Genomic DNA, 14,616 nt, shown 5'->3' on the forward strand with positions numbered 1-14,616 from the left:
GCCTGGCGGCAATAGCGCGGTGGTCCCACCTGACCCCATGCCGAACTCAGAAGTGAAACGCCGTAGCGCCGATGGTAGTGTGGGGTCTCCCCATGCGAGAGTAGGACACTGCCAGGCATCAAATAAAGCTGAAAGCCCTGAACTGACGTTCAGGGCTTTTTGCTATGGGGAAAATAAATTCCCTGGCTGTATTTATTGCTTATAGAAATACCTCTATTGGCATATGCTGCTTATTTTCATAAGGAAGCATAATGTTTTTTGTCAGAGAAAAAGCTAGCTAAATATATAATTGATAGCTCCAGATTATTATTTAAATAATAAAAATATCTATTTATGAAGATGTTGATGAGAATTATCCGGTTATATCAAGGATAATTCTTAATTCTCCAGTGTATTAGGCGATAAATTTCACGTTAATTAAAACAAATATTAGCCAGACGCCTCGAATCGAGTAGACTAGGCGAAAGATTATTTCTTTATGGGTACTGAACGTTATGTCTACTGAAAGCGCGTCTTTAAAAAACCACAATACGTTTGCGCTCCCGGTCAACGCAGCGCACCTGATCATGGCCGATAGAATTGAGCTGATGCTCAAAGTGTGGCAACAAACGCGCAAGCGTCAGGAGCCGCTGCTGATTCTCGGTGAAGGTAGCAACGTGCTGTTCCTGGAGGATTTTTCTGGCACGGTAATGGTCAATCAGTTGAAAGGTATCGATGTTCGGGAAGATAACGATGCCTGGTATCTCCACGTCAGCTCCGGTGAAAACTGGCATGACCTGGTGCAATATACGCTGCAGGCCGGGATCTGCGGCCTGGAAAACCTGGCGTTGATTCCTGGATTGGCCGGCTCCGCCCCTATCCAGAACATCGGCGCCTACGGCGTCGAATTGAAAGACGTCTGTGAGTATGTCGATCTGCTGGACTTCTCTACCGGTGCTATCGATCGCATTCCGGCTGCCGAGTGTGGTTTCGGTTACCGGGAAAGCATTTTCAAACACCGTTTCCAAACCGGGCATGTCATTGTCGGGCTGGGCCTGCGTCTCAACAAACAATGGCAACCCAAATTGAGCTACGGCGATCTGGCCAAGCTGGATCCCGCCACGGTGACGCCGCTTCAGGTATTTGAATCCGTATGCGCCATGCGCCGCAGCAAGCTGCCCGATCCGCGTGAAACCGGTAATGCCGGCAGCTTCTTCAAGAATCCGCTGTTGAACGCAGAGAAAGCCGCAGAACTCATCGCCAAATATCCCGGCATGCCGCACTATCCACAGCAGGATGGCCAGGTGAAGCTGGCCGCCGGATGGCTTATCGATCAATGCGAACTGAAAGGATATCGTATCGGCGGCGCTGCGGTACACCGTCAGCAGGCGTTGGTGCTGGTGAACATCGACAACGCCCACAGCCAAGATGTGGTGGCGCTGGCGCGCCACGTACGCAAGACAGTGGCCGATAAATTTGGCGTCTGGCTGGAGCCTGAGGTGCGTTTTATTGGCGCGACCGGTGAGCTGAATGCCGTGGCGGTGCTGTCATGAAAGATACCAAGGTTCCGTTAAAACTGATCGCGCTGCTGGCCGACGGTGAATTTCATTCCGGGGAACACCTGGGTGAGTCACTGGGCATGAGCCGTGCGGCGATCAATAAGCATATTCAGACCATTCGCGAATGGGGGCTGGATGTCTTTACCGTGCCCGGCAAAGGCTACAGCCTGCCTGGCGCCATCCAGCTGTTGGAAGCCGAGCGCATCCTCAGCCTGCTGGAAGACAAGCGTGTAAGCGTGTTACCGGTGGTCGATTCCACCAACCAATACTTGCTGGACCGCATTGCCGAATTGCACTCTGGTGACGCCTGTGTCGCTGAATACCAGCAGGCAGGGCGAGGGCGCCGCGGGCGGCAGTGGATCTCGCCATTCGGCGCTAATTTATACCTGTCGATGTTCTGGCGACTGGAGCAGGGGCCGGCTGCGGCCATGGGGCTTAGCCTGGTGATCGGGATGGTGATGGCGGAAGTTCTGCAGCGTCTCGGTGCGGCCGATGTGCGCGTGAAGTGGCCTAACGATCTCTACCTGAACGATCGTAAATTGGCGGGGATCCTGGTCGAACTGACGGGGAAAACCGGCGATGCGGCTCAACTGGTCATCGGTGCCGGCATCAACCTGGCGATGCGTGATACCAATGCCAGCGCCATTACTCAAGGATGGATTAACCTACAGGAAGCGGGAATTCAGATCGATCGCAATGAGCTGGCTGCAACCCTGCTTAATGAACTGCGTCAGTCGCTGAAACAGTTTGAGATAGACGGACTGGCGCCCTTTATCGGTCGCTGGCGTACCCTGGATAACTTTATCGACAGGCCGGTCAAGCTGCTTATCGGCGAGCGGCAGATTGTGGGTATCGCCCGAGGAATCGATTCGCAGGGCGCGCTGCTGCTGGAACAAGACGGGGAGATCAAGCCCTTCATCGGTGGAGAGATATCGCTGCGCAGCGCAGAATAGTTAGAGAAAGCAGGGGACGGCAACGTCCCCTGAATCGATCGGTAGGCTTACTTTCTTAAACGCACGCTTTCAACTGCGTGGTTAGCGCTTTTGGTCATGATCAGGCTGGCGCGTTCGCGTGTAGGCAATATATTCTGCTGCAAATTCAATCCGTTAATTTCATTCCATAATTGCGTGGCGATATTAATCGCTTCCGGTTCCGGCAATTTTGAATAGTGATGGAAATAAGAATCGGGATTGGAAAATGCGCCCTGACGGAATTTCAGGAAGCGATTGATATACCAGCTTTGCAATAGCGTCTCCGGGGCATCGACATATATAGAGAAGTCGACAAAATCGGAAACGAATACGCGATGCGGATCGTGAGGATAATCCATGCCGCTTTGCAATACGTTAAGCCCTTCCAGGATCAAAATATCCGGTTGCTCGATGACTTTATTACCTTCGGGCACAACGTCATAGATCAAATGAGAATAAACCGGAGCGGTGACGCGTTTGGCGCCGGACTTCACTTCCGACACGAATTTCACCAGGCTATGCATATCGTAAGACTGCGGGAAGCCTTTTTTCTTCATCAGACCGCGCTCGTTCAGCACCTTATTAGGATGCAAGAAGCCGTCGGTCGTGATCAGCTCCACGCTGCGATGTTCAGGCCAGCGGCTCAGCAACGCTTGCAACAGACGAGCGGTCGTGCTCTTACCAACGGCTACGCTGCCGGCGATGCCGATGACATAGGGAATCTTTTGCCCGTCGGTGCCGAGGAATTGCTCCAGCACCGCCTGTCGGCGCAGGTTGGAACTGATATAGAAGTTCAACAGCCGTGACAGCGGCAGATAAATCTGCGCAACTTCTTCCAACGAGAGATCTTCGTTAATCCCTTTCAGTTTAACGATCTCTTCTTCCGACAACGTCAGCGGCACCGAATCTCGCAACGCCGCCCATTGGGTACGATCGAACTGTAGGTAAGGCGTTGCTAAAGATTGATCTCTTTTTATCATAAGCCAAATTCTGCCTGTTAACGCAGGTTGGGAAAGGCGCCGGACGCCAACTCCAGAGAATAAACAAGCTGCATATTATAGACAGCTTCGTTTTTGGCGTAGACTTTTTTCGCAAAAGTTGTCGATAGGCAGCAGTTTATGTCAATTGTGCGAAGCGGCGCGCAGTTGATAAAGCGGGGTTGCAAGGCGGCATCATCGGGGCCGGATACCGCCTGAAGGTTAACTGGCGATGGCGCGCGAAGGTTGGTTCACGGTGAACAGGCGTTTGTAATAAATAACGGTCGGATGGTAATGCCCATCGGGCCCCGCCGCATAATCCGGCAGCTCGCCCAAACAGCGATAACCCAGGCTGCGATAAAGCGCTTCTGCTGCCGAACCGGCCTGCGTATCCAGGTACAATAGCCCGCGTTGCTGCTGCAGCGCTACGTGCTCCAGCGTCTTCATTAACGCCTGACCTACGCCGTTGCGACGAGCGCGGCTATGCACCAACAGCTTCACCACCTCCGCACGATTACGGCCGTTCGGCTTCTGACAGAGTTCGAGTTGCACGGTGCCAACGACGCCGCGCTCGTCGCGGGCAATCCACAGCAGCAGTTCACCTTTAGCCAGGGCCGGTCGCAGACTGTGGAAGTAGCTCTCGGCGTCTTCGTGAGGGATTAAGGTGTCGTAACCGACAGAAGCGCCGTGCGTGACGGCATCGGTCAACAGGCGGGCCAATTCATCCCGGTAAATCGGCAGCGTAGCGGCGTTGATAGGCACTATTTTCATGAGTCATTCCTCCAGATATGGGGGTAATGAAGAGAAGCAATAACTGAGCCACAGCGGCGAAAGGCATGAAGACGGCAAAAGGGTGAGGGATCAGTGTAGCTCACGCCTCGGTCCGGGGCAGGTATCCCCTTTTTGGTGCATCGATCCCGCTCACAGTTTACCGTTGCGGGTTAAGTGTTTTGAGAAGCCCGACACGGAGAAAGCGGCGCTCAAGGCTTGCAAAAAGTGGATAAAATTGTAGAGAATGATTGCCGCGAGTGATGAATGTTTGCACGCCGCAGGCTGCGAATTGCATGACAGTATGCAAAATTGACTGATTTGTGAGCGAAAGTGCGCGTAAAGCAATTTTTTTGTTGCATAGGTCGCCCGCTCTACCTAGAATGCGCTGCACTTGATGCCGGCTTAGCTCAGTAGGTAGAGCAACTGACTTGTAATCAGTAGGTCACCAGTTCGATTCCGGTAGCCGGCACCATTCAAGTCACAAGTAGTTAAAATCTGGTGGGGTTCCCGAGCGGCCAAAGGGAGCAGACTGTAAATCTGCCGTCACAGACTTCGAAGGTTCGAATCCTTCCCCCACCACCAAATCTTGCCTTCGGCGATTAACTGAAATGCGATAAATGCCGCAACGGTTGATAGCGGGAGGAGAGGGCGAAAGCCTTCGGCAAGGTTCGAGCTGTGCAGCGCAAGGCGCAGCCGGCCCGAAGGATGCGAGCCGAGTGATGAACAATCCTGCTCCATCCCAAAATTCTACAGAAAAATCAGGTAGCCGAGTTCCAGGATGCGGGCATCGTATAATGGCTATTACCTCAGCCTTCCAAGCTGATGATGTGGGTTCGATTCCCACTGCCCGCTCCAAGATGTGCTGATATAGCTCAGTTGGTAGAGCGCACCCTTGGTAAGGGTGAGGTCGGCAGTTCGAATCTGCCTATCAGCACCACTTCTTAATTTCTCGCCCCCTGATTTTCTTTCTGTTCTGGATTCAACGAGCAAATGCTTGGTTGATGTGGTGATACCACCGATTTATCCGTGTCTTAGAGGGACAATCGATGTCTAAAGAAAAGTTTGAACGTACAAAACCGCACGTTAACGTCGGTACTATCGGCCACGTTGACCACGGTAAAACTACCCTGACTGCAGCGATCACTACCGTTCTGGCTAAAACCTACGGCGGTTCTGCACGTGCTTTCGACCAGATCGATAACGCGCCAGAAGAAAAAGCTCGTGGTATCACCATCAACACCTCTCACGTTGAGTATGACACCCCGACTCGTCACTACGCGCACGTTGACTGCCCAGGGCACGCCGACTACGTGAAAAACATGATCACCGGTGCTGCGCAGATGGACGGCGCGATCCTGGTAGTTGCTGCGACTGATGGCCCAATGCCTCAGACCCGTGAGCACATCCTGCTGGGTCGTCAGGTTGGCGTTCCTTTCATCATCGTATTCATGAACAAATGCGACATGGTTGATGATGAAGAGCTGCTGGAACTGGTAGAAATGGAAGTTCGCGAACTGCTGTCCGCTTACGACTTCCCAGGCGACGACCTGCCAGTAATCCGCGGTTCCGCGCTGAAAGCGCTGGAAGGCGAAGCTGAGTGGGAAGCGAAAATCATCGAACTGGCTGAAGCGCTGGACAGCTACATCCCAGAGCCAGAGCGTGCTATCGACAAGCCGTTCCTGCTGCCAATCGAAGACGTATTCTCCATCTCCGGTCGTGGTACCGTTGTTACCGGTCGTGTTGAGCGCGGTATCATCAAAGTTGGCGAAGAAGTTGAAATCGTTGGTATCAAAGACACCGTTAAGTCTACCTGTACTGGCGTTGAAATGTTCCGCAAACTGCTGGACGAAGGCCGTGCTGGTGAGAACGTAGGTGTTCTGCTGCGTGGTATCAAGCGTGAAGAAATCGAACGTGGTCAGGTACTGGCGAAGCCAGGCTCTATCAAGCCACACACCCAGTTCGAATCTGAAGTGTACATCCTGAGCAAAGATGAAGGTGGTCGTCACACTCCATTCTTCAAAGGCTACCGTCCACAGTTCTACTTCCGTACAACTGACGTGACCGGTACCATCGAACTGCCAGAAGGCGTAGAGATGGTAATGCCAGGCGACAACGTGAACATGGTTGTAACCCTGATTCACCCAATCGCGATGGACGACGGTCTGCGTTTCGCAATCCGTGAAGGCGGCCGTACCGTTGGCGCAGGTGTTGTTGCTAAAGTTATCGCTTAATCGCTGATAAAGTTTGACGCGACACGCGGTAAAAGGGCATCATTTGATGCCCTTTTTCTACGCTGTGAACTAGAACCTATCTCATCAGCGATTTTGCAGTCATAATCATTGGTGAGATGGGCTCTTAAACCGTATTGACTGAAATACGTCATGGCGTAAAACACCGGGATAGCGCTGAAGCGGTATCCGATCGGTTTGGTTTGCCTCGCAATGCGAGGCAAAGTTGTTTGTTCTGAATCATCATTGTGACAGGTTGGTTTATGAGTGCGAATACCGAGGCTCAAGGGAGCGGACGCGGCCTGGAAGCGGCAAAGTGGCTGATCGTCGCCGTTCTGTTGGTTGTGGCTATTGTCGGTAACTATTACTACCGTGATTTAAGCCTGCCATTGCGCGCGCTGGCAGTTGTGCTGATCATCGCCGTTGCAGGTGCAGTGGCTCTGATGACCACCAAAGGCAAAGCCACCGTTGCGTTTGCCCGCGAAGCGCGTACCGAAGTACGTAAAGTGATTTGGCCAACTCGTCAGGAAACGCTACACACCACGTTGATCGTTGCCGCGGTAACCGCCGTGATGTCACTGATTCTGTGGGGGCTGGATGGTATTCTGGTCCGTCTGGTGTCGTTTATTACTGGCCTGAGGTTCTAAAATGTCTGAAGCTCCAAAAAAACGTTGGTACGTCGTTCAGGCGTTTTCCGGTTTTGAAGGTCGCGTAGCACAATCGCTGCGTGAACACATCAAACTGCACGATATGGAAGAGTTGTTCGGCGAAGTGATGGTGCCTACGGAAGAAGTGGTTGAAATCCGTGGCGGCCAACGTCGCAAGAGCGAGCGTAAATTCTTCCCTGGCTACGTGCTGGTGCAGATGGTGATGAATGACGCCAGCTGGCACCTGGTGCGCAGCGTACCGCGCGTCATGGGGTTCATCGGCGGTACGTCTGACCGTCCTGCGCCGATCAGCGATAAAGAAGTTGATGCGATCATGAACCGCCTGCAGCAGGTTGGTGACAAGCCGCGTCCGAAAACGCTGTTCGAACCGGGCGAGCTGGTGCGCGTCAACGACGGCCCGTTTGCCGATTTCAACGGCGTGGTCGAGGAAGTCGATTACGAGAAGAGCCGCCTGAAAGTTTCCGTTTCCATCTTTGGCCGTGCAACGCCGGTGGAACTGGACTTCAGCCAGGTTGAGAAAGGCTGATCGAATAATCAGCAGCGAGTGGCCCGTTGCCGCTTGTCAAAGGCGCGAAATTGAACTACAATTTCGCGCCTTTTGTTTTTAGATGCCTTGCCTGATGCATGTTGGGCGGGGTGAAACACGGGGAGCCTCTTGCGAGGCGATACTACCCAAACCGAGGAAATTTAAATGGCTAAGAAAGTACAAGCCTACGTCAAGCTGCAAGTTGCAGCTGGTATGGCGAACCCGAGCCCACCAGTGGGTCCAGCTCTGGGTCAGCAGGGCGTTAACATCATGGAATTCTGTAAGGCATTCAACGCTAAGACTGACAGCGTTGAAAAAGGTCTGCCGATTCCGGTTGTTATCACCGTTTATTCTGATCGCTCCTTCACTTTCGTTACCAAAACCCCGCCAGCAGCAGTTCTGCTGAAAAAAGCGGCTGGTATCAAGTCTGGTTCCGGTAAGCCGAACAAAGACAAAGTAGGTAAAGTGACTCGTGCTCAGGTACGTGAAATCGCAGAAACCAAAGCTGCGGACATGACTGGTTCTGACGTTGAAGCGATGACTCGCTCCATCGAAGGTACCGCTCGTTCCATGGGCCTGGTAGTGGAGGATTAAGAGATGGCTAAGCTGACCAAGCGCATGCGCGTGATCCGTGACAAAGTTGATGCTACTAAACAGTATGACATCGCTGAAGCTGTTGCTCTGCTGAAAGAGCTGGCCACCGCTAAATTCGTAGAAAGCGTTGACGTTGCCGTTAACCTCGGCATCGACGCTCGTAAATCTGACCAAAACGTTCGTGGCGCTACCGTTCTGCCACACGGCACCGGTCGTTCCGTTCGCGTTGCCGTATTTGCCCAAGGCGCTAACGCTGAAGCAGCAAAAGCTGCTGGCGCAGAGCTGGTAGGTATGGACGATCTGGCTGACCAGATCAAGAAAGGCGAAATGAACTTCGACGTTGTTATTGCTTCCCCGGATGCAATGCGCGTTGTAGGTCAACTGGGCCAGATCCTGGGTCCACGCGGCCTGATGCCAAACCCGAAAGTGGGTACCGTTACTCCGAACGTTGCTGAAGCAGTGAAAAACGCTAAAGCAGGTCAGGTTCGCTACCGTAACGACAAAAACGGCATCATCCATACCACTATCGGTAAGGTTGATTTCGACGCAGACAAACTGAAAGAAAACCTGGAAGCCCTGCTGGTTGCGCTGAAAAAAGCAAAACCTTCTCAGGCGAAAGGCATGTACATCAAGAAAGTTAGCCTCTCCACCACCATGGGTGCTGGCGTTGCTATCGATCAGAGCGGTCTGTCTGCTGCAGCGAACTAATCGCATTTGCGATTATCGCTTTGACTTGGGGCCAAGATTTGTCTAGAATCTTATGCCCCAAGGTTTTGCTATTGGCTATGCCGTAGGCAAAACAAAGATTTTTCGGTTGGAGCCTGGCCTATCCAGGCCTCCGTCCAAGACCGCAGGTGTATCGCAAGATACTTAATCCTTCCTGCGTAGACGGTGACAGAGCCTAAGAAAATTTTTCTTTTTTATAAAAGAATGTCTTTGCTGGATTCTGCTCACCGTGTTAAGCCGCTCGGCGTGGCGTTTTACAAAGCGCCGAGTGAAGTGAGTTCCGGGGGATTTTCCCCGGCTAATCCAGGAGCAAAAAGCTAATGGCATTAAATCTTCAAGACAAACAAGCGATTGTTGCTGAAGTCAGCGAAGTAGCCAAAGGCGCGCTGTCTGCGGTTGTTGCGGATTCCCGCGGCGTTACCGTAGATAAAATGACTGAACTGCGTAAAGCAGGTCGTGAAGCTGGCGTTTACATGCGTGTTGTTCGCAACACCCTGATGCGTCGCGTAGTTGAAGGCACTCCATTCGAATGCCTGAAAGACACGTTTGTCGGTCCAACCTTGATTGCATTCTCTCACGAACACCCGGGCGCTGCTGCTCGTCTGTTCAAAGAGTTCGCGAAAGCGAATGCAAAATTCGAGGTTAAAGCTGCGGCCTTTGAAGGTGAGCTGATCCCAGCGGCGCAAATCGACCGCCTGGCGACGCTGCCAACTTACGAAGAAGCGATCGCACGCCTGATGGCAACCATGAAAGAAGCCGCTGCCGGCAAACTGGTTCGCACTCTGGCTGCAGTACGCGATCAGAAAGAAGCGGCGTAAGCCATTCTTTCTTAGCCTTTGCTAACGTATTTAAACTATTTCTGAATTTTAGGAACAATTGTTATGTCTATCACTAAAGACCAAATCCTGGAAGCAGTTGCCGCTATGTCCGTAATGGACGTTGTTGAACTGGTTTCCGCTATGGAAGAAAAATTCGGCGTTTCTGCTGCTGCTGCTGTAGCTGTAGCTGCTGGCCCGGCTGAAGCTGCTGAAGAGAAAACTGAATTCGACGTTATCCTGAAAGCTGCTGGCGCTAACAAAGTTGCTGTTATCAAAGCAGTACGTGGCGCTACCGGCCTGGGTCTGAAAGAAGCTAAAGACCTGGTTGAATCTGCTCCAGCCGCTCTGAAAGAAGGCGTGAGCAAAGATGACGCAGAAGCTCTGAAAAAATCTCTGGAAGAAGCTGGCGCTGAAGTTGAAGTTAAATAAGCCAACCTTTCCGGTTGCAGCCTAGTCTTTTAGGCTGATGGCTGGTGACTTTTTAGTCACCAGCCTTTTTGCGCTGTAGGGCGCCAGTAGCGTTTCACACTGTTTGGCTGCTGGTTTCGCCTCCCAATGTTTGTTTCTATTGACGACTTAATATACCGCGGTCTTTGCACTACCAGGAGTTCTGGGGGAAGACGCGATGAAATGGTTTAAGCGTGATAGCAAGAGACATTGCGGAAAGTGTTCCCGCTTTCCGGTCGACAAAACGGTGTTGCATGAACTGTCCCTAATCGGACGGACAGATTGGGTCACTGATCAGCGAGCTGAGGAACCCTATGGTTTACTCCTATACCGAGAAAAAACGTATTCGTAAGGATTTTGGTAAACGTCCACAAGTGCTGGACATACCATATCTCCTTTCTATCCAGCTTGACTCGTTCCAGAAGTTTATCGAGCAAGATCCAGAAGGGCAGTACGGCCTTGAAGCCGCATTCCGTTCTGTTTTCCCTATCCAGAGCTACAGTGGCAATTCGGAGCTGCAATACGTTAGCTACCGTCTTGGTGAGCCGGTCTTCGACGTCAAAGAGTGCCAGATCCGTGGTGTGACGTTCTCTGCACCGCTGCGCGTAAAACTGCGCCTGGTTATCTATGAGCGCGAAGCGCCTGAAGGTACGGTCAAAGACATCAAGGAACAAGAAGTCTACATGGGCGAAATTCCGCTCATGACCGAAAACGGCACCTTTGTGATCAACGGTACTGAGAGGGTTATCGTATCTCAGTTGCACCGTAGTCCTGGCGTATTCTTCGACAGCGATAAGGGTAAAACCCACTCCTCGGGTAAAGTGCTGTACAACGCACGCATCATCCCTTACCGCGGTTCATGGTTGGACTTCGAGTTCGATCCGAAGGACAACCTGTTCGTGCGTATTGACCGTCGCCGCAAACTGCCTGCGACCATCATTCTGCGCGCGCTGAACTACACCACTGAACAGATCCTCGACCTGTTCTTTGACAAGATCGTCTTCGAAATCCGTGACAACAAGCTGCAGATGGAGCTGGTGCCAGAGCGCCTGCGTGGTGAGACCGCTTCGTTCGACATCGAAGCCAACGGCAAGATCTACGTAGAGAAAGGCCGTCGCATCACCGCTCGTCATATCCGTCAGCTGGAAAAAGACGACATTCAGAGCATTGAAGTACCGGTAGAGTACATCGCGGGCAAAGTGGTCGCGAAAGACTATATCGATACCAATACCGGCGAACTGATCTGCGCAGCCAACATGGAGCTGTCGCTGGATCTGCTGGCCAAGCTGAGCCAGTCCGGCCACAAGCGCATCGAAACGCTGTTCACCAACGATCTGGATCACGGCGCGTATATCTCTGAAACGCTGCGCGTCGATCCGACCACCGATCGTCTGAGCTCGTTGGTAGAAATCTACCGCATGATGCGCCCTGGTGAGCCGCCAACGCGCGAAGCTGCCGAAAGCCTGTTCGAGAACCTGTTCTTCTCCGAAGACCGCTACGATCTGTCCGCGGTTGGCCGTATGAAGTTCAACCGTTCTCTGCTGCGCGACGAGATCGAAGGTTCGGGCATCCTGAGCAAAGACGACATCATCGAAGTGATGAAGAAGCTCATCGATATCCGTAACGGCAAGGGCGAAGTGGACGATATCGACCACTTGGGCAACCGTCGTATCCGCTCCGTCGGCGAGATGGCCGAGAACCAGTTCCGCGTAGGTCTGGTGCGTGTTGAGCGTGCGGTGAAAGAGCGTCTGTCTCTGGGCGATCTGGATACCCTGATGCCTCAGGACATGATCAACGCCAAGCCGATTTCGGCGGCGGTGAAAGAGTTCTTCGGCTCCAGCCAACTGTCCCAGTTCATGGACCAGAACAACCCGCTGTCCGAGATCACGCACAAGCGCCGTATCTCCGCACTGGGCCCGGGCGGTCTGACCCGTGAGCGCGCCGGCTTTGAAGTTCGAGACGTACACCCGACCCACTACGGCCGCGTGTGCCCAATCGAAACGCCGGAAGGTCCAAACATCGGTCTGATCAACTCCCTGTCCGTGTACGCACAGACTAACGAGTATGGCTTCCTGGAAACCCCGTACCGCCGCGTGCGTGACGGCGTGGTGACCGATGAAATCAACTACCTGTCTGCTATTGAAGAAGGCAACTTCGTTATCGCCCAGGCGAACTCCAACCTGGATGAAGAAGGCCGCTTCGTAGAAGACCTGGTCACCTGCCGCAGCAAAGGCGAATCAAGCCTGTTCAGCCGCGACCAGGTTGACTACATGGACGTATCCACCCAGCAGGTTGTTTCCGTTGGTGCTTCACTGATTCCATTCCTGGAACACGATGACGCCAACCGTGCATTGATGGGTGCGAACATGCAACGTCAGGCCGTACCAACCCTGCGCGCTGACAAGCCGCTGGTCGGTACCGGTATGGAACGCGCCGTAGCGGTTGACTCCGGCGTAACCGCCGTTGCCAAACGCGGCGGTGTGATCCAGTACGTGGATGCTTCCCGTATCGTTATCAAAGTTAACGAAGACGAGATGTACCCGGGCGAAGCAGGTATCGATATTTACAACCTGACCAAGTACACCCGTTCTAACCAGAACACCTGCATCAACCAGATGCCGTGTGTGAATCTGGGTGAGCCAATCGAGCGCGGCGACGTGCTGGCGGATGGCCCATCGACAGACCTGGGCGAACTGGCGCTGGGCCAGAACATGCGCGTAGCGTTCATGCCTTGGAACGGCTACAACTTCGAAGACTCCATCTTGGTCTCCGAGCGCGTGGTGCAGGAAGATCGCTTCACCACCATCCACATCCAGGAACTGGCGTGCGTGTCTCGCGACACCAAGCTGGGGCCTGAAGAGATCACTGCCGACATCCCTAACGTGGGTGAAGCTGCGCTCTCCAAGCTGGATGAATCCGGTATCGTGTATATCGGTGCTGAAGTGACCGGCGGTGACATTCTGGTCGGTAAGGTAACGCCTAAAGGCGAAACCCAGCTGACGCCGGAAGAGAAACTGCTGCGTGCGATCTTCGGTGAGAAAGCGTCTGACGTTAAAGACTCTTCTCTGCGTGTACCGAACGGCGTTTCCGGTACGGTTATCGACGTGCAGGTCTTCACCCGCGATGGCGTGGAAAAAGACAAGCGCGCGTTGGAAATCGAAGAGATGCAGCTGAAGCAGGCGAAGAAAGACCTGACTGAAGAACTGCAGATCCTGGAAGCCGGCCTGTTTGCGCGTATCCACGCGGTGCTGGTTGCCGGTGGCATCGAAGCCGACAAGCTGAGCAAGCTGCCGCGCGATCGCTGGCTGGAACTGGGCCTGACCGACGAAGAGAAGCAAAACCAGCTGGAGCAGCTGGCTGAGCAGTACGACGAACTGAAATCCGACTTCGAGAAGAAGCTGGAAGCCAAGCGTCGTAAGATCACTCAGGGCGACGATCTGGCGCCGGGCGTGCTGAAAATCGTCAAGGTTTATCTGGCCGTTAAACGTCAGATCCAACCGGGTGACAAGATGGCGGGCCGCCACGGTAACAAGGGTGTTATCTCCAAGATCAACCCGATCGAAGATATGCCTTACGATGAAAACGGCACGCCGGTAGACATCGTACTGAACCCGCTGGGCGTACCATCACGTATGAACATCGGTCAGATCCTGGAAACCCACCTGGGTATGGCTGCGAAAGGCATCGGTGAGAAGATCAACCAGATGCTGAAGCAGCAGCAGGAAGTGGCCAAGCTGCGTGAGTTCATCCAGAAGGCCTACGATCTGGGCGACGACGTTTGCCAGAAAGTTGACCTGAACACCTTCAGCGACGACGAAGTGCTGCGTCTGGCAGAGAACCTGAAAAAAGGTATGCCGATCGCAACGCCGGTGTTTGACGGTGCGAAAGAGACTGAAATCAAGCAACTGCTGGAAATGGGCGGTATCCCGACCTCCGGTCAGATCACGCTGTTCGATGGCCGTACCGGTGAGCAATTCGAGCGCCAGGTTACTGTCGGCTATATGTACATGCTGAAACTGAACCACTTGGTTGACGATAAAATGCACGCCCGTTCAACCGGTTCTTACAGCTTGGTGACTCAGCAACCTCTGGGTGGTAAAGCGCAGTTCGGTGGTCAACGCTTCGGTGAGATGGAAGTGTGGGCACTGGAAGCATACGGCGCGGCTTATACCCTGCAGGAAATGCTCACCGTTAAGTCGGATGACGTTAACGGCCGTACCAAGATGTACAAAAACATCGTGGATGGCGACCACCGGATGGAGCCAGGCATGCCGGAATCCTTCAACGTACTGTTGAAAGAAATCCGCTCGCTCGGCATCAACATCGAACTGGAAGACGAGTAATCGTCATTC

General features: G+C 53.2%; 12 protein-coding genes, 4 tRNA genes, 1 rRNA gene and 1 other RNA gene. 16 read left to right on the forward strand and 2 right to left on the reverse strand.

Annotated elements, in window-relative coordinates; translation table 11 throughout:
- The first annotated feature begins 1 nt into the window (after position 1).
- The 3 genes from rrf to birA all read left to right on the forward strand — a co-directional run bounded on the left by rrf (position 2) and on the right by birA (position 2,491).
- Positions 2–117 (forward strand): 5S ribosomal RNA (gene rrf / locus ACK3CV_RS01625).
- Between the two features lie 377 nt (positions 118–494).
- Positions 495–1,532: a UDP-N-acetylmuramate dehydrogenase gene (gene murB, locus ACK3CV_RS01630; RefSeq protein WP_164040561.1), complete on the forward strand. Its 1,038-nt coding sequence runs from the start codon at positions 495–497 to the stop codon at positions 1,530–1,532.
- The gene (birA, locus tag ACK3CV_RS01635) at positions 1,529–2,491 is read left to right on the forward strand and encodes a bifunctional biotin--[acetyl-CoA-carboxylase] ligase/biotin operon repressor BirA (protein ID WP_033636716.1); all 963 of its coding nucleotides are present in this window, start codon (positions 1,529–1,531) and stop codon (positions 2,489–2,491) included. The genes murB and birA overlap by 4 nt, the downstream gene beginning before the upstream one ends.
- A gap of 47 nt (positions 2,492–2,538) precedes the next feature.
- Here birA and coaA read toward each other — a convergent pair whose 3' ends face one another.
- Complete coding sequence (coaA, locus tag ACK3CV_RS01640) at positions 2,539–3,489, reverse strand: type I pantothenate kinase (protein WP_033636718.1); 951 nt, start codon at positions 3,487–3,489, stop codon at positions 2,539–2,541.
- Positions 3,490–3,708: 219 nt separating this feature from the next.
- On the reverse strand, positions 3,709–4,257 hold the full coding sequence (locus ACK3CV_RS01645) for a GNAT family N-acetyltransferase (RefSeq protein ID WP_033650029.1): 549 nt from the start codon (positions 4,255–4,257) through the stop codon (positions 3,709–3,711).
- Between the two features lie 396 nt (positions 4,258–4,653).
- Here ACK3CV_RS01645 and ACK3CV_RS01650 point away from each other — a divergent pair.
- From ACK3CV_RS01650 to rpoB, 13 genes are all read left to right on the forward strand, one after another.
- Positions 4,654–4,729, forward strand: a tRNA-Thr gene (locus ACK3CV_RS01650).
- A 25-nt stretch (positions 4,730–4,754) separates the two neighbouring features.
- Positions 4,755–4,839, forward strand: a tRNA-Tyr gene (locus tag ACK3CV_RS01655).
- Between the two features lie 46 nt (positions 4,840–4,885).
- Positions 4,886–5,001, forward strand: a non-coding RNA gene (locus ACK3CV_RS01660) — RtT sRNA.
- A 36-nt stretch (positions 5,002–5,037) separates the two neighbouring features.
- Positions 5,038–5,112 (forward strand) — tRNA-Gly (locus ACK3CV_RS01665).
- 6 nt (positions 5,113–5,118) lie between these two features.
- A tRNA-Thr gene (locus ACK3CV_RS01670) sits at positions 5,119–5,194 on the forward strand.
- A 109-nt stretch (positions 5,195–5,303) separates the two neighbouring features.
- Entirely contained in the window at positions 5,304–6,488 is a 1,185-nt protein-coding gene (gene tuf / locus ACK3CV_RS01675) for an elongation factor Tu (protein ID WP_015376315.1), read from the forward strand.
- A 260-nt stretch (positions 6,489–6,748) separates the two neighbouring features.
- On the forward strand, positions 6,749–7,132 hold the full coding sequence (gene secE / locus ACK3CV_RS01680; protein ID WP_004929916.1) for a preprotein translocase subunit SecE: 384 nt from the start codon (positions 6,749–6,751) through the stop codon (positions 7,130–7,132).
- 1 nt (position 7,133) lies between these two features.
- On the forward strand, positions 7,134–7,679 hold the full coding sequence (gene nusG / locus ACK3CV_RS01685) for a transcription termination/antitermination protein NusG (protein WP_004929914.1): 546 nt from the start codon (positions 7,134–7,136) through the stop codon (positions 7,677–7,679).
- A 165-nt stretch (positions 7,680–7,844) separates the two neighbouring features.
- Positions 7,845–8,273, forward strand: coding sequence for a 50S ribosomal protein L11 (gene rplK / locus ACK3CV_RS01690; protein WP_015376316.1), 429 nt, complete (start codon positions 7,845–7,847; stop codon positions 8,271–8,273).
- A gap of 3 nt (positions 8,274–8,276) precedes the next feature.
- Complete coding sequence (gene rplA, locus ACK3CV_RS01695; RefSeq protein WP_033636720.1) at positions 8,277–8,981, forward strand: 50S ribosomal protein L1; 705 nt, start codon at positions 8,277–8,279, stop codon at positions 8,979–8,981.
- Positions 8,982–9,319: 338 nt separating this feature from the next.
- On the forward strand, positions 9,320–9,817 hold the full coding sequence (gene rplJ / locus ACK3CV_RS01700; RefSeq protein ID WP_004929905.1) for a 50S ribosomal protein L10: 498 nt from the start codon (positions 9,320–9,322) through the stop codon (positions 9,815–9,817).
- Positions 9,818–9,880: 63 nt separating this feature from the next.
- Positions 9,881–10,246, forward strand: coding sequence for a 50S ribosomal protein L7/L12 (rplL, locus tag ACK3CV_RS01705; RefSeq protein WP_004929903.1), 366 nt, complete (start codon positions 9,881–9,883; stop codon positions 10,244–10,246).
- A 332-nt stretch (positions 10,247–10,578) separates the two neighbouring features.
- Positions 10,579–14,607 carry a DNA-directed RNA polymerase subunit beta gene (gene rpoB, locus ACK3CV_RS01710; protein ID WP_033636721.1) on the forward strand — a complete coding sequence of 1,343 codons (4,029 nt, stop codon included), beginning with the start codon at positions 10,579–10,581 and terminating at the stop codon, positions 14,605–14,607.
- Positions 14,608–14,616: the final 9 nt, after the last annotated feature.

The sequence above is a fragment of the Serratia sp. TSO36 genome, assembly GCF_057808395.1.

Coding starts and splice junctions, on each gene's coding strand:
- secE (WP_004929916.1), top strand. CDS start 6,749: ATGAGTGCGAATACCGAGGCTCAAGGGAGCGGACGCGGCCTGGAAGCG.
- rplK (WP_015376316.1), top strand. CDS start 7,845: ATGGCTAAGAAAGTACAAGCCTACGTCAAGCTGCAAGTTGCAGCTGGT.
- birA (WP_033636716.1), top strand. CDS start 1,529: ATGAAAGATACCAAGGTTCCGTTAAAACTGATCGCGCTGCTGGCCGAC.
- rpoB (WP_033636721.1), top strand. CDS start 10,579: ATGGTTTACTCCTATACCGAGAAAAAACGTATTCGTAAGGATTTTGGT.
- ACK3CV_RS01645 (WP_033650029.1), bottom strand. CDS start 4,257: ATGAAAATAGTGCCTATCAACGCCGCTACGCTGCCGATTTACCGGGAT.
- coaA (WP_033636718.1), bottom strand. CDS start 3,489: ATGATAAAAAGAGATCAATCTTTAGCAACGCCTTACCTACAGTTCGAT.
- murB (WP_164040561.1), top strand. CDS start 495: ATGTCTACTGAAAGCGCGTCTTTAAAAAACCACAATACGTTTGCGCTC.
- tuf (WP_015376315.1), top strand. CDS start 5,304: ATGTCTAAAGAAAAGTTTGAACGTACAAAACCGCACGTTAACGTCGGT.
- nusG (WP_004929914.1), top strand. CDS start 7,134: ATGTCTGAAGCTCCAAAAAAACGTTGGTACGTCGTTCAGGCGTTTTCC.
- rplL (WP_004929903.1), top strand. CDS start 9,881: ATGTCTATCACTAAAGACCAAATCCTGGAAGCAGTTGCCGCTATGTCC.
- rplJ (WP_004929905.1), top strand. CDS start 9,320: ATGGCATTAAATCTTCAAGACAAACAAGCGATTGTTGCTGAAGTCAGC.
- rplA (WP_033636720.1), top strand. CDS start 8,277: ATGGCTAAGCTGACCAAGCGCATGCGCGTGATCCGTGACAAAGTTGAT.